Origin of the sequence: Azospirillum aestuarii (assembly GCF_016632405.1) — a bacterium.
Classification (GTDB): Bacteria; Pseudomonadota; Alphaproteobacteria; order Azospirillales; family Azospirillaceae; genus Azospirillum; species Azospirillum aestuarii.
In genome coordinates this window covers 26,228-39,189 of sequence record NZ_JAEPIV010000012.1, presented here as the reverse complement: position 1 = coordinate 39,189, position 12,962 = coordinate 26,228, and the positions used below count along the sequence as shown (strand labels likewise).

At 71.0% G+C, this 12,962-nt stretch carries 12 protein-coding genes; 1 reads left to right on the top strand and 11 read right to left on the bottom strand.

Annotated features, from left to right (window positions below; all coding sequences use genetic code 11):
- Positions 1 to 13: 13 nt before the first annotated feature.
- A complete protein-coding gene (gene pfkB, locus JJL56_RS19715; RefSeq protein WP_200486038.1) occupies positions 14 to 979 on the bottom strand; it encodes a 1-phosphofructokinase in 966 nt (321 codons plus the stop codon).
- Positions 976 to 3,513: a phosphoenolpyruvate--protein phosphotransferase gene (gene ptsP / locus JJL56_RS19710; RefSeq protein ID WP_247891158.1), complete on the bottom strand. Its 2,538-nt coding sequence runs from the start codon at positions 3,511 to 3,513 to the stop codon at positions 976 to 978. Before ptsP ends, pfkB begins: the two co-directional genes overlap by 4 nt.
- 221 nt (positions 3,514 to 3,734) lie before the next feature.
- Between ptsP and JJL56_RS19705 the strand changes: the two genes are divergently transcribed.
- Positions 3,735 to 4,751: a LacI family DNA-binding transcriptional regulator gene (locus tag JJL56_RS19705; protein WP_145626223.1), complete on the top strand. Its 1,017-nt coding sequence runs from the start codon at positions 3,735 to 3,737 to the stop codon at positions 4,749 to 4,751.
- A gap of 118 nt (positions 4,752 to 4,869) precedes the next feature.
- Here the strand turns inward: JJL56_RS19705 and JJL56_RS19700 are convergent, their stop codons facing one another.
- The 9 genes from JJL56_RS19700 to JJL56_RS19660 all read right to left on the bottom strand — a co-directional run bounded on the left by JJL56_RS19700 (position 4,870) and on the right by JJL56_RS19660 (position 12,961).
- On the bottom strand, positions 4,870 to 5,634 hold the full coding sequence (locus tag JJL56_RS19700) for a TetR/AcrR family transcriptional regulator (protein WP_200486037.1): 765 nt from the start codon (positions 5,632 to 5,634) through the stop codon (positions 4,870 to 4,872).
- A gap of 91 nt (positions 5,635 to 5,725) precedes the next feature.
- Positions 5,726 to 6,340 (bottom strand): isochorismatase family protein, encoded by a 615-nt coding sequence (locus JJL56_RS19695; protein WP_145626221.1) that lies wholly within the window; start codon positions 6,338 to 6,340, stop codon positions 5,726 to 5,728.
- Positions 6,337 to 7,383: a 2,5-dihydroxypyridine 5,6-dioxygenase NicX family protein gene (locus tag JJL56_RS19690; RefSeq protein ID WP_200486036.1), complete on the bottom strand. Its 1,047-nt coding sequence runs from the start codon at positions 7,381 to 7,383 to the stop codon at positions 6,337 to 6,339. Before JJL56_RS19690 ends, JJL56_RS19695 begins: the two co-directional genes overlap by 4 nt.
- Before the next feature lie 27 nt (positions 7,384 to 7,410).
- Complete coding sequence (locus JJL56_RS19685; protein ID WP_200486035.1) at positions 7,411 to 8,226, bottom strand: alpha/beta fold hydrolase; 816 nt, start codon at positions 8,224 to 8,226, stop codon at positions 7,411 to 7,413.
- 12 nt (positions 8,227 to 8,238) lie between these two features.
- Entirely contained in the window at positions 8,239 to 8,994 is a 756-nt protein-coding gene (locus tag JJL56_RS19680) for a maleate cis-trans isomerase family protein (RefSeq protein WP_282188871.1), read from the bottom strand.
- A gap of 138 nt (positions 8,995 to 9,132) precedes the next feature.
- Positions 9,133 to 10,344 carry an FAD-dependent monooxygenase gene (locus tag JJL56_RS19675; protein WP_200486034.1) on the bottom strand — a complete coding sequence of 404 codons (1,212 nt, stop codon included), beginning with the start codon at positions 10,342 to 10,344 and terminating at the stop codon, positions 9,133 to 9,135.
- A 99-nt stretch (positions 10,345 to 10,443) separates the two neighbouring features.
- The gene (locus JJL56_RS19670) at positions 10,444 to 11,208 is read right to left on the bottom strand and encodes an ABC transporter ATP-binding protein (protein ID WP_200486033.1); all 765 of its coding nucleotides are present in this window, start codon (positions 11,206 to 11,208) and stop codon (positions 10,444 to 10,446) included.
- The gene (locus JJL56_RS19665; protein WP_200486032.1) at positions 11,205 to 11,993 is read right to left on the bottom strand and encodes an ABC transporter ATP-binding protein; all 789 of its coding nucleotides are present in this window, start codon (positions 11,991 to 11,993) and stop codon (positions 11,205 to 11,207) included. Before JJL56_RS19665 ends, JJL56_RS19670 begins: the two co-directional genes overlap by 4 nt.
- Positions 11,990 to 12,961 (bottom strand): branched-chain amino acid ABC transporter permease, encoded by a 972-nt coding sequence (locus JJL56_RS19660; protein ID WP_200486031.1) that lies wholly within the window; start codon positions 12,959 to 12,961, stop codon positions 11,990 to 11,992. The genes JJL56_RS19665 and JJL56_RS19660 overlap by 4 nt, the downstream gene beginning before the upstream one ends.
- Position 12,962 lies beyond the last annotated feature (1 nt).

Below are 12,962 nucleotides of genomic sequence, written 5' to 3'. Positions count from 1 at the left end.
GCCCGCTCCCCGTTCATTGAAGCGTTGTGAGTTCGACCCGCTCGGCCAGCGCGCGGACCGCGTCCGCCCCCGGCAGGTTGGGTCCGAAGCAGCCGAGCTTCGCCGTGGCGAAAGCCACGGACAGGCGGGCGACACCTTCCAGCGTCCGATCCGCCCCGAAGGCGGCGATCAGCCCCGCCACCATGGCGTCGCCGGCCCCCACCGTGCTCAGCGCGTTGATCGCCGGCAGCCGGGCGTGCAGCGCCGGGCCGTCGGCCACGAACAGCGCGCCGTCCGCCCCCAGCGAGACCACCACGACCGCCACGCCGCTGCGGTGCAGCCCGCGCGCCGCCTCCAGCAGGTCGGCGGTGGCGGGCAGGGGCGTGCCGGCCCAGGCTTCCAGCTCGTGCCGGTTCGGCTTGATGCAAAAGGGCAGGTCCGGGGCGGCCAGCGCCGCCGCCAGCGGCGGGCCGCTGCTGTCCAGAACCACGCGGGCGCCCTGGGCGCGCAGGTCCGCCGTCAGCGTCGCGTAGCTGTCCGCCGGCAGCCCGTCCGGCAGGCTTCCCGCCAGCAGGACCGGCGTGCCGGGCAGGACCAGCTCGCGCAGGGTGCGGCGCACGCGGTCCAGCGCCTCGGCGTCGGCGGTCAGGCCGGGCAGGTTGAGGTCGGTGGTGTCGGCGGCGGCGAGGTCGGCGATCTTCACGTTGACCCGCGTCTCGCCGGGCAGCCGGACGAAGCGGTCGGCGATGCCCTTGGCGGCGAACAGCGCCTCGAAGGCGGCGGCGTTGCCGGCGCCCAGCAGGCCGGTGGCGACGACCGGCGTGCCCCAATCGGCGAGGCAGCTCGCCACGTTCACGCCCTTGCCCCCGGCGTTGCGCCGCACGGCGCCGGCCCGGTGCACATGGCCGGGGCGCAGCGCCTCCACCGTGATGGTCTGGTCGATGGCCGGGTTCAGCGTGACGGTGACGACGGGCCGGATGTCTTCGTCGAGCGTGCTCATGCCTCGCCTCCGTCGAGCGCGCGCACCGCGTCGGCGGTCTCGCACTCCAGCGCCCGTTGCGCGGATTCCTTCAGGGCGGACAGGTCGCTGCCGCGCAGCCGGTCCTTCACGGCGGGGATGTCGCGCGGCGTCATGGAGAGTTCGCGCACGCCGAGCCCGGTCAGCAGCGCCGCGCCGAACGGGTCCCCGGCGATGCCGCCGCAGACGCCGACCCAGCGGCCGTGCCGCTCCGCCCCCTCCACCGTCAGGCGGATCAGCCGCAGGACGGCGGGGTGCAGGCTGTCGGCCTCCGCCGCCAGTTCGGGGTGCTGGCGGTCGATGGCCAGCGCGTATTGCGTCAGGTCGTTGGTGCCGATGGAGAAGAAATCGACATGGCGGGCCAGAACGTCGGCCTGGATGGCCGCCGCTGGAACCTCGACCATGATGCCCAGCGGCACGGCGGGGGCGTCCAGCTCCGCCCGGACGCGCTCGCAGGCGGCGCGCAGGGCCTGCACCTCGCCCAGCGCCGTGATCATCGGGAACATGATCGACAGCGCCCCGCCGTCCTTGGCGGCGCGGTAGAGCGCGCGGAGCTGAGTCTCCAGCAGGTCGGGCCTGCGCAGCAGCAGGCGGGCGCCGCGCACGCCGAGGAAGGGATTCTCCTCGTGGGGAAGCTGAAGGTGCGGCACCTGCTTGTCGCCGCCGATGTCGAGCGCGCGGACGATCAGCGGACGGCCCTCCAGGGCGGTCAGCATACCGCGGTAGGTCTCGTACTGCTCGTCCTCGCCGGGGGCGTCGCCGCGCTCCAGGAACAGGAACTCGGTGCGCATCAGCCCGACGCTCTCCGCCCCCTGCGACAGGGCGACCGCCACCTGATCGGGGCGGTTGACGTTGGCGCCGATCTCCACCTCGTGGCCGTCGCGGGTGCGGGCGGGCAGGCCGCGCCGGGCCTCCTCCTCGGCCTTGCGGGCCTCCTCCCGCACGATCCAGGCGCGGGCGTCGGCGGTGTCGGCCTCGGCGGGGGACAGGTGCAGGCGCCCGGTCTGCCCGTCGAGGATGGCCGGGGTGCCGTTCGCCAGCTCCATCAGCGCGGCCCCGCCCGCCACCATGGCGGGAAGCCCCAGCGTGCGCGCCAAAATGGCGGTGTGGGAGGTCGGGCCGCCCTGCGCCGTCGCCAGCCCGATCACCCGCGCCATGTCCAGCGCCGCCGTGTCGGAGGGCGACAGGTCCTCGGCGATCAGGATGCAGGGGGTGTCCGGCAGGTCCGGCGCCCCGCCGGTGCGCAGCGCCGGGTCGATCCGCGCCAGCACGCGCTGGCCGACGTCGCGCAGGTCGGCGGCGCGGGCCGCCAGAACGGGGTTGTCGAGCGCGGCCAGCCCGGCGGCGGTGCGCTCCACCGCCCGGTGCCAGGACCAGGCGACGCCGTGCCCCTCGACCATCAGCTGGCAGGCCAGCGTGACGAGGTCGGTGTCGTTCAGGATCTCCGCTTGGGCGGTGAAGATCGCCGCTTCGGAAGGCCCGAGGCGGCGGGCGGTGTCGTCGGCCAGCGCCTTCAGGGTCTGGCGGGTCCGGCTCAGTGCCTCGTGCAGGCGGTCGCCGCCCTCGATCAGCGGGACCGGCTCATCGGGCACGGACACGACGGCGCGTGGCAGCACATGCACCGGGCCGATGGCGAGGCCGGGACTGGCGGCGATCCCCGGCACGGCGGGCAGCGGGTTCGGCGGCGTCCAGCCGCGCGCGGGCGCGCGGACCTTCTGCGCCGCGGCGGCGGCGTCCGCCTTCTCCCGCGCGGTCAGCCGGGTGATGGTCGCCTTCATGCGGGCCAGCGCCGCCACGGCGTCGTCGCCTTCCGCCGAGACGACCACGCTGTCGCCGGCGCGCAGGCCAAGCTGGAGCAGCGCCACAAGCGCCTTGGCGTCGGCCACCAGATCGCCGTGGCGGACCTGGATGCGGGCGGCCGAGGCGCGCGCCGTCTCCACCCAGGCGGTGGCCGGGCGGGCGTGCAGGCCGGTGGGGTAATCGACCACCCAGTCGAACCGCTCCGCCAGATCGCCGCCCGGCGTGGTGGGAGCGGTCACGGGCGCGTCCTCGCTGAGAGCGGCGGAGAGGGCGGCGGGATCGGTGACGGTGAACAGGCCGGTCAGCCGCGCCTCGTCCTGCATCAGCCGGGTCAGCCGGCGCAGAACGGCGATGTGGGCGTCGGACTGTGCGGCGATGGCGACCACCAGATGGGCCGTCTGGCCGGGATTCCACGCGACGCCGCCCGGCACCTGGAGGACGGCGATGCCGCTGCGGCGGACCATGCCGCGGTCCTCGACCATGCCGTGGGGGATGGCGACGCCGTGGCCGAGGAAGGTGTTCGCCACCGCTTCCCGGCGCAGCATGCTGGCGGCGTAGGCCGGGTCGATGCAGCCGGCCGCGATCAGGAGCTGGGCGGCCTCGCGGATCGCCTCCTCCTTGCCGGCCGGGCTGGCGTTCAGCCGCAGCAGGTCGGGCCGCAGCAGATCGGGGGTCAGGCCGGTGGGCATGATGGCGGTGTTGGTGTCGGGGGGCATGGCGGGTCCGTCTCCTCCGTTCGGTTTGGCGCCGGGCGGTCTTGGGTGTCGTCCTTGCAGCGCTGTTATTGAAAACGATTACATAAGGCTCTGTCAACGGAGTTTGCATTGAATCCGCCGCCTCCTTCGGGCAGACTGAGCCGTATGGGGCGGTGAAACGGTCCCAAGGGATGGAAACGATTTCAAAAACGGTTTCAAGACGGATCGGTGACCGGATCATCATGAGCGACAGCGTCAAAGCCATCGGAATCAAGGACGTCGCCCGCGAGGCCGGCGTCTCGGTCGCCACGGTGTCGCGGGTGCTGAGCAACGGCCCGGTCAGCGACGCGCTGCGCGCGCGGGTGGAGGACGCGGTGCGGGCCACCGGCTACCGCCCGAACCTGTCGGCGCGGCGGCTGCGCTCGCAACATTCCCAGACCATCGGGCTGATCGTCTCGGACATCCGCAACCCTTTCTTCACGGCGGTCAGCCGCGCGGTGGAGGACGCCGCCTTCCAGGCCGGGATGCGAGTGATCCTGTGCAACACCGACGAGAACCCGGAGCGGGAGGCCATGTACCTGCGGCTGATGCAGGAGGAGCGGGTGACCGGCCTGATCTTCGCGCCGACCCGCGCGACGCTGGCCCAGCTCGACCGGGCCGACCTGGATTTCCCGGTGGTGCTGATCGACCGCAGCGCGCCCGCCGGGCGCTTCGATTCGGTGGTGCTGGACAACCCGCAGGCCGCCGCCCTTCTGGTCGATCACCTGCATGGACAGGGCTACCGCCGCATCGCCGGCCTGTTCGGCAACACCAGCACCACGGCGGTGGAGCGCCACGCCGGCTATCAGGCGGCGCTGGCCGCCCATGGGCTGCACGCGGAGGCGCGCTTCGTCCCGCCGACCGCCGAGGCGGCGGAGGCGGAGATCGCCCGCTGGCTGGCGGAGGCGCGGCGCTCCGGCGCCATGCCGGACGCGGTGATGGTCAGCAACAGCCTGCTGCTGATGGGGGTGGTGAAGGCGGCGCGGACGCTGGGGCTGGCGATTCCCGGCGATCTGGCGGTGGCCGGCTTCGACAACGAGCCCTGGACGGAGCTGGTCGGCCCCGGCCTGACGGTGATCGAACAGCCGGTCCACGAGATCGGACGGGCGGCGATGACGCTGCTGTTCGAGCGGCTCGACGACCCGGAGCGGGCGACGCGCAAGGTGGTGCTGTCGGGGACCTGCGTGGCGCGGGGATCGACGGGTGGGGTGAGCGGTTGAATTGGGCCCCCACCCAACCCTCCCCCGCTGCGCAGGGGAGGGCTTAAACTCCTCCCCCTGCAAAGCGGGGGGAGGTCGGGAGGGGGGCACCAAGGCAACCGCTCTCCAACAACAAACCCTACCCCCGCTTCCTCTTCCCCGGCGCCCGCACGGGGTCCGGCACCGGGGCCAGCATCCCGGCGCTGACGAAGCTGCTGATTTCCGTGATGATCTCGTCCGGGTCGCCGGGGTTGCAGATGCCCGGCGCCAGCTCCTCCAGCCGATGGGTGTCGGAGAAGGCGTAGAGATAAGCGCCGATCATCAGCGTCATCCGCCAATAGACGTCCCGCTCGGACAGATGCGGCAACGCCTCCTTCAGAGCGGCGGCGAAGATGCGGGTCGAGGCGTCGTAGGCCTCGTTGCGCAGCTTGTAGGAAATCTCCGGCGGCTCGGTGTGCAGCCGGGCCTGGAGCCGCATGAAGGTGCGGCCCCCCTCCGTCTCGCGCATGGCCAGCGCCGGCATCAGGAAGGCGTAGACGATGTCGCGCACCGCCGGCGGCGTGGACCCGCGGCGCAGCGCCTCCAGCCGCTCCATGCGCTCGTCGGCGATCTTCCGGCCGCGGCGTAGGAAGACCTCCTCGAACAGCCCGTGCTTGGACCCGAAGTAATAGCTGATGAGGGCCTGGGTCACCTCGGCCCGGTCGGCGACGTTGCGCAGGCTGGTGCCGGCGTAGCCGAGGTTGGCGAACTCCAGCTCCGCCGCGTCCAGGATCTGGTCGCGCACGTTGCTGGTGCCCTCCGGACGGCCCGGCCCGGCGCGGCGGCTGCGCGGGGGACGGCCCCGCGCCGGGCCGCTCTCCGGCGCGGTGTCGGCGACGGGCACGCTGTCCTGCACTTTGCTCATCGGTCGGCTCATCTCAATCCCGGCGGCACTCTTCGGATGGAAAGTCTAACATGGTGCAACGTCCGATCCTCTTTTCAACCCTGACGGCTTCTCACAAGGCGAGAACGCGCTCCGCCGGAACCACGTCGCCGTATTTCTGGCCGATGTCGAACAGGTTGGCCTCGTGCGGCGCCAGGGCGCGGTCGCCCACGCAATCGGCCATGACGACCGGGCGGAAGCCGTGGCACATGGCGTCCACCACGCTGGCCCGCACGCAGCCGCTCGTCGTCGCTCCGGCGATCAAAAGAGTCTCGACGCCGCGCTGTGTCAACCACGGCGCCAGCCCGGTCCCGAAAAAGGCTGACGGCACCGTCTTGCGCACCACAAGCTCCCCCGGCACCGGAGTCAGCTCCGGCACGATGGCGCTGATGGCGGCGTGCTCGGTCAGGGTCTGCATGCCCGGCACCTTGATGGAGAAGACGTTCCCGTCCGACCCGTCGTCGGCGTAGACGATCCGGCTGTGGGCGACGAACCAGCCGCGCTGCCGGGCCTTCGCCAGCACCTGCGCCGTGCGGGCGATGGCCGGCGCGATGTTGCCGCCGCCGAACACCGCCGGGTCGGCGAAGCCGTTGACGAAATCGACGATCAGCAAGCCGATCTGGCCCTGGATGCCCAGCGACTGGCCGAAGCCCTGCCGCTCGTAGACGGCCTGTTCCGAAACACTCATGCCAGTTCCTTTCCGGCCAGCAGCTTGCCCTCGCGGACGACCTCGCGCCCGTCCAGGCGGACGGTGCAGTTCCGCATGGGAATGTCGATGTGGCAGGCGGTGGTGCGCGACCCGCCCGCCTCGTTGTTGGGGCCGAGCGAGAAGAGGAAGTTTCCGGCGAAGGCCCGCGCGTCCATGCCCAGCGTCTGCTCCCGGTCGTAGAGGCCGAGCGTCGACCAGCGCGCCCGCTTCTGCGTGCCCCAGCCGATGTGGGAGATGGCGTAGGCCTCCGGGTCGGCGAAGGCGTCCATGTAGTCGTTCAGCAGGTCGGCGTCCAACCCGCCGGTGATGGCGGTGACGTAGCCCCTCTCCACCGTCATCTCGATCTGCGAGGTCAGGTAGGACTTCATCGGCAGCAGGATGTCGCCCTTGTCGAGCACGATCCGCCCGCTCGCCTGCCCCTCGTTGGGGAAGGTGAAGCCGAAGCCGCTCGGCCAGTGGTCCCAGCGCCCCGGCTCGTCGACGAAGCCGTATTCCTGCACCGTCGGGAACTCCCCGATGGGCAGGCGCAGGTCGGTGCCGGCCCGCGAGGTGACGTGCATCTCCTTGGCCGCCTTCAGCAGCGCCGTCGCCTCGCCGACGGTCGCCTTGTCCTCCAGGCTGGGCAGCAGGCGGACGAGAACCTCCGGCGGTTCGACGGCGAGCAGGATCTTCGTGCCACTCTCCAGGATCTCCATCTGCTCCGGCGAGAAGAGGAGGGTCATCAGGTCCAGCACCAGATCGCTTTCCTTCAGCGCGGCCATGGCGGCGCGGTTTCCGGTCAGCGGGGTGGTGCCGAGATAGGCGAGGCTGTCGCGGCTGTGGGCGTGCTCCGCGTTCACCGGCGGCAGGTCCAGCCGGTTGACCCGCGCCCCCAGGTTCGAGGCGGCGATCAGGGCGGTGCGCAGGGTCTGCGGGTGGGTGCCGTCGCTGGTCAGGACGGTAACCACCTCCTGCGGTTTCAGCTTCGACAGGGTCAGAACATGGGTCCAGGCGCGGACCATATCGGCGTCACTGACGGGCATGATGCGTGTCCCTTTCCGGATAAGCGGTCAGACGGCGGTGCCAAGGAAGGTGCCGAAGGCGTGGTAGAAGCCCTCCGCGTCGTCCCAGGGGATCATGTGCCCGGCCCCCTCGACGCGGGTGACGGCCAGCTCGGGCTGGAGGCTTCGGATCTCCGCCTCCTCCTCGGGCCGGATCACGTCGCCGCGCCCGGCGGCGATCAGCAGGGCGGGGCAGGGGATGCGCGGGAAATCGGCGTGGATGTCGTCGGTCTGGAAGTCGTTGAAGGCGGTGACGATGGCCCGCTCGTCGCAGGTGTGCAGCCATTCGGCGCGCAGGCGGAGCTGCTCGTCCGTCCAGGTCGGGCAGAAGGGCCGCATCGCCTCCAGGTCGGCGCCCTCGCGCATGAGGCGGATGGAATCCACGTACCAGGGAAGCTGCGCCGGGTAGGGGCGGCGGCCCGGCCCGGAGACCGGCGGATCGACCATGACCAGCCGCGCCGGGGCGGCGCCATGGCGGCTGACCGCGCGCAGGCCGATGCGCGCGCCCATGGAGTGGCCGACCAGCGCGTAGTCGCGCAGGCCCAGCGCCGCGGCGAAGGCCGTCACGTCGGCGGCCATGGCGTCCAGCCCGTATTCGAGCGCGTCCGACGCCTCCGACAGGCCGCGCCCGCGCACGTCGAGCACGTAGGTGTCGAAATTGCGCCCGAAGCGCTCCGCGACGAAGCCCCAGGTGACGGCGGGGCTGGTGATGCCCGGCACGATCACCACGGGACGGGTTTTCCCCTCGCCGCCATAGCGCAGGTAATGCTGGCGGATGCCGTTGGCGCGGACGTTCGCGCCGTAGCGGTAGGTGCTGCTGGTCATGGCAACCCCCGTTCAGTAGGCGCCGGAGAGCAGGGCGCCGGCCCCCGGAACGCGCGTCGGCAGGCCCAGCGCCTTCAGCTTGGCGTAGGTGGTGGCGACGGCGGCGCTCAGCACCGGCTTGCCGGTCATCGCCTCGACCTGCGCGATGGCGGGCAGCGAGGGCATCTGGACGCAGGCCGATAGCACCACGGCGTCCACCCCGGTGGTGTCCATGCTTGCGACGATCGCCGGCAGGCGGGACGGGTCGTGGCGCCCGACCTCCAGATTGTCGGGGATTTCCAGCGCGCGCCAGTCGGCGACCTGCACGCCCTCATGCTCGATGTAGTCGACGACGAGCTGGGCCAGCGGCTTCATGTAGGGGGCAACCAAGGCAATCCTCTTCGCGCCCAGAACATGCAGCCCATCGACGAGCGCGCCCGCGCTGGTGATGACCGGGGCAGCTCCGCCATTCTCCGCGGTGCGCCCGTGCAGCCGCTCCTGCGAGACGCGGTGATAGCCCTTGCCCATGCTCATGATGGCGACGAGGCAGGCGTAGCCCAGCACGTCGACGCGGGCGTCCGACAGCTCTAGCGCGCAACGGTCGGACTCGGCGTCCATGGCGGCGAGTTCCTCCTTCTTCACCGTCTTCATGCGCATGCGGCTGGAATGGAAGGTGAAGCGGGTGCCGTGCGCCAGCGCGTGGGCGGTCAGCATCGCCGGGATTTCCGTCTCCATGGTCGTGTTGGAGGAGGGGACGATCTGGCCGATGCGATAGGTCTTGCTGTTCATGGTCGGTCCTTGGAGATGTCTTGCGGCGGCTGGCTCTCGTTGCTGCCCTTGCCCCCACCCCGGCCCTCCCCCGCTAACGCAGGGGAGGGAGTTGAGTCCCCTCCCCTGCGAGAGCGGGGGAGGGTTAGGGTGGGGGCATTACGCGACGAGGCGCGGCTTGTCGGAGAGGTTCGGGCGGAAGGCGCGGGCGTCGTACTGGTAGACCCAGTTGGCCTGGATGCCGGTGGCCTGCGGGTTGAACAGGCCGCGCAGCCAGTAGACGAAGTCGCGCTTGGCCTGGGCCAGCGGGGAGGGCAGGTGGTAGGTCCGCCCGCGCTCCCGCGCCTCCAGCTGGACGCGGCTGGTGCGGGGAAGCCGCTCCGCCTCGTAGTCGCGCAGCGCCGAGGCCACGTCGCTGCCGTGCCCCTTCAGGGATTCCGCCAGCACATAGGCGTCCTCGATCGCCATCGCGGCCCCCTGCGAGAGGAAGGGCAGCATGGGGTGTGCTGCGTCGCCCATCAGCGTGATGCGGCCCTTCGACCAGCTCGTCATCGGGTCGCGGTCGAACAGGCCCCACTTGTAGACCTGATCCACCTTGCTGAAGAGCGTCTCCACGTTGCGGTGCCAGCCGCGGAAGGCGCCGAGCATCTCCTCCTTGCTGCTGGGGGCGTTCCAGGACTCCTCGACCCACTCCTTGGTCTCGGCGACCGCCACGATGTTCACGGCGTTGCCGCCGCGCACGTAGTAGGTCACGACATGGCTGTGCGGCCCGAACCAGAAGGAGGCGTCGGGGCTGACGTAATCCACCACCCCGCCGGTCGGCACCACCGCGCGGTAGCACATGTGGCCGGTGAAGCGCGGCGCCTCCGGCCCGAACAGGGCGGAGCGCACGACGGAGCGCACGCCGTCCGCGCCGACGATCAGGTCGGCCTCGAACTCGCTGCCGTCGCTGAAGCTGGCGACCGCCGTGCTCTTGTCCTGGCGGACACCGGTGCAGCCCACCCCGAAATTGGCGACGCTCTCCGGGACCAGCGAGGCCAGGATGGCGTGCAGGTCGGCGCGGTGGATGTGGATGAAGGGCGCGTCGTAGAGCACCGGGCAGGTCTCGATCAGCGGCGTGCGGAAGCTCTCCCGCCCGCTGCGCCAGTTGCGCCCGACCAGCGACTGCGGCAGGAAGCCGGCGGCCAGCATCTTGTCCAGAAGCCCCAGCGACTTGATGACCTTCACCGCGTTCGGCGTCATCTGGATGCCGGCGCCGATCTCGCCGAAGCCCGGCGCCCGCTCGAACAGGCGGACCTCGAAGCCGCGCTGGAGCAGGCTGCCGGCCAGCGCGACGCCGCCGATGCCGCCGCCGACGATGCCAATTCGCATGTTGGTTCGCACTCTTGCCTCCTGAAGGACGGCGACCGAGAATTGTTCGGTCGTTCGTTTAATTGTTCGTGACGCGGCCTTTCGCCGTCGCTGTGGCCTTCAGCCGCCCAGATAGGCGCGCAGCAGGTCGGGGTCGCCGCGCAGCTCCGCGGAGGGGCGGCTGGCGGTGATTCGGCCCGTCTTGACCACATAGGCCCGGCTGGCGACGCCCAGCGCGTTGTGGATGTTCTGCTCGACCAGCAGGACGGTCACGCCGTGGGCGTTGACGGAGCGCACCACGTCGAACACCTCGTCGGCCATCTTCGGGCTGAGGCCGAGGCTGGGCTCGTCCAGCATCAGCAGCCGCGGCTCCGACATCAGCGCGCGGGCGATGGCGAGCATCTGCTGTTCGCCGCCGCTGAGCGTGCCGGCCATCTGGCGCGACCGCTCGCGCAGGCGTGGGAAGCGGTGGAAGGCCATGCCGATGCGCCGCTGCACCTCCTCGCGCGAGCGGCAGAGATAGGCGCCGAGCGCGATGTTCTCCTGCACCGTCATGTTCGGCCAGACGTGCCGTTCCTCCGGGCAGTGGGCGATGCCGGCGGCGACGATGCGGTCGGCGGGCAGGTTGGCGATGGACTTGCCGTTCCAGACGATGGTGCCGGAGCGCGCCTTCAGCAGACCGGAGATGGCCCGCAGGATGGTGCTCTTGCCGGCGCCGTTGGCGCCGATCAGGGCGACCGTCTCGCCGGCCCGCACGTCCAGCGACACGCCGTGCAGCGCGGCGGTGGAGCCGTAGGCGACGTGCAGCCCGTCGACGGCGAGGACCGGCGCGTCGGCGGCCCGCGCGATGGCGGAGGGGGAGGGGGATTCGGAGAGCAGCGTCATGCGGCGGCCTTTCCGAGATAGGCCTCGGCGACCTGCCGGTTCTCCAGGATCTCGGCGGGCCGGCCCTCGGCCAGCTTGCGGCCGAAGTTGAGGACGACGATCCGGTCGGACACCGACATGACCAGATCCATGTTGTGCTCCACGATCAGCAGCGCGTCGATGCTGCGCCCGATCAGCGTCTTCAGCACCGCGCCGAAGTTCCCGGCCTCGTGGCTGTTCAGCCCGGCGGCGGGTTCGTCCAGCATCAGCAGGCTGGGCTTGGCGGCCAGCGCCACCGCGACCTCCAGCAGGCGCAGCTCGCCGCAGGACAGCAAGTGCGCCGGGGCGTTCATGCGCTGGGCCAGACCCATCGTCTCGACGATGGCGGCGGCGCTCTCCCGCGCCTCCCGCTCGGCGCGGCGCACCGCCTCGCCGGGAAAGAAGGTGGCGAGAAGGGATTGCCGGCTCGCCATGTAATGGCCGGTCAGCACATTCTCGAAGACCGTCAGCCGCTTCATGACGTTGGTCTTCTGGAAGCTGCGGACGAGGCCGAGCCGGGCGATGGCGTGGGGCTTGCGGTTGGTGATGTCCTGCCCCTTGAAGCGCACCCGCCCGTTGCTCGGCGCGTAGAAGCCGGTCAGCATGTTGAAGCAGGTGGTCTTGCCGGCGCCGTTGGGGCCGATCAGGCCGACGATCTCGCCGGGCTGGATGTGGAAGCTGAAGTCCTTCACCGCCGTGATGCCGCCGAAGGTCATGGTCAGGTCGTCGGCGCGCAGCAGCGGCTGCCGGTCGGTTGTCGCCGTCATACGGTGCGCTCCTTCGCGGCGTTGAGGGGCGGCCGGGCGGCCTGCTGCTCGCGGCGCTGAGCGATGAAGCCCATCAGGCCGTTGGGCAGGAACAGGACGATGGCCATGACGATCAGGCCGAACAGGGTGAGGCGGAGTTCCTGCATCTCGCGAAGATACTCCTCCAGCACTGTCACGATCACCGCGCCGGCCAGTGGACCGATCAGCGTGCCCTTGCCGCCCAGCAGCACCATGATGATCATCGTCGCCATGAAGGCGAAGCGGAACACCTCCGGCCCGACGAAGGAGATGTAGTGGGCGTAGAAGCCCCCGGCCAAGCCGGCCAGGAAGGCGCCCAGCACGAAGGCCTGCATGGCCGTGCCGAAGGGATCGACGCCGATGGACTGCGCGACGTAGCGGTTCTCGCGCACCGCCACCGCCGCCCGCCCGGCGTTGGAATAGACGAAGCGGTAGGAGAGGTAGAGCGCCACCGCGGCGATGCCCAGCACGATCAGGAAGAAGCCGGCCTTGTCGGTGACGGTCACGTCCCCGAAGAGGTTCTGGCCGACGCCGGCCAGGCCCATCGGGCCGTTGGTCACCGCGATCCAGTTGTTGGCGACGATGCGCAGCACCTCGGCGAAGGACAGGGTGACGATGACGAAGTAGGGGCCTTGCAGCCGCAGCGTGATCGCCCCGATGGCGAAGCCGAAGACGGCGGAGACCAGCCCGGCCAGCGGGATCGTCACCCACATCGGCATCCCCGCCTGCGTGGACAGCAGCGCCGCCGTGTAGGCCCCGGTGCCGAGGAAGGCGGTGTGGCCCAGCGAGAACTCGCCGACATAGCCGACCACCAGATTGAGGCTGCTCGCCAGCACCGCGTAGAACAGCGCCATGATGGCGAGGTGCAGGATGTACTGGTCCGTCACCGCGAAGGGCAGAAGCGCCGCCCCCGCCAGAAGGGCCAGCAGGATGTTGCGTTCCAGGGTCATG

Coding starts and splice junctions, on each gene's coding strand:
- JJL56_RS19670 (WP_200486033.1), bottom strand. CDS start 11,208: ATGACGCTGCTCTCCGAATCCCCCTCCCCCTCCGCCATCGCGCGGGCC.
- JJL56_RS19680 (WP_282188871.1), bottom strand. CDS start 8,994: ATGAACAGCAAGACCTATCGCATCGGCCAGATCGTCCCCTCCTCCAAC.
- JJL56_RS19685 (WP_200486035.1), bottom strand. CDS start 8,226: ATGACCAGCAGCACCTACCGCTACGGCGCGAACGTCCGCGCCAACGGC.
- JJL56_RS19690 (WP_200486036.1), bottom strand. CDS start 7,383: ATGCCCGTCAGTGACGCCGATATGGTCCGCGCCTGGACCCATGTTCTG.
- pfkB (WP_200486038.1), bottom strand. CDS start 979: ATGAGCACGCTCGACGAAGACATCCGGCCCGTCGTCACCGTCACGCTG.
- JJL56_RS19700 (WP_200486037.1), bottom strand. CDS start 5,634: ATGAGCAAAGTGCAGGACAGCGTGCCCGTCGCCGACACCGCGCCGGAG.
- JJL56_RS19675 (WP_200486034.1), bottom strand. CDS start 10,344: ATGCGAATTGGCATCGTCGGCGGCGGCATCGGCGGCGTCGCGCTGGCC.
- JJL56_RS19665 (WP_200486032.1), bottom strand. CDS start 11,993: ATGACGGCGACAACCGACCGGCAGCCGCTGCTGCGCGCCGACGACCTG.
- ptsP (WP_247891158.1), bottom strand. CDS start 3,513: ATGCCCCCCGACACCAACACCGCCATCATGCCCACCGGCCTGACCCCC.
- JJL56_RS19705 (WP_145626223.1), top strand. CDS start 3,735: ATGAGCGACAGCGTCAAAGCCATCGGAATCAAGGACGTCGCCCGCGAG.
- JJL56_RS19695 (WP_145626221.1), bottom strand. CDS start 6,340: ATGAGTGTTTCGGAACAGGCCGTCTACGAGCGGCAGGGCTTCGGCCAG.
- JJL56_RS19660 (WP_200486031.1), bottom strand. CDS start 12,961: ATGACCCTGGAACGCAACATCCTGCTGGCCCTTCTGGCGGGGGCGGCG.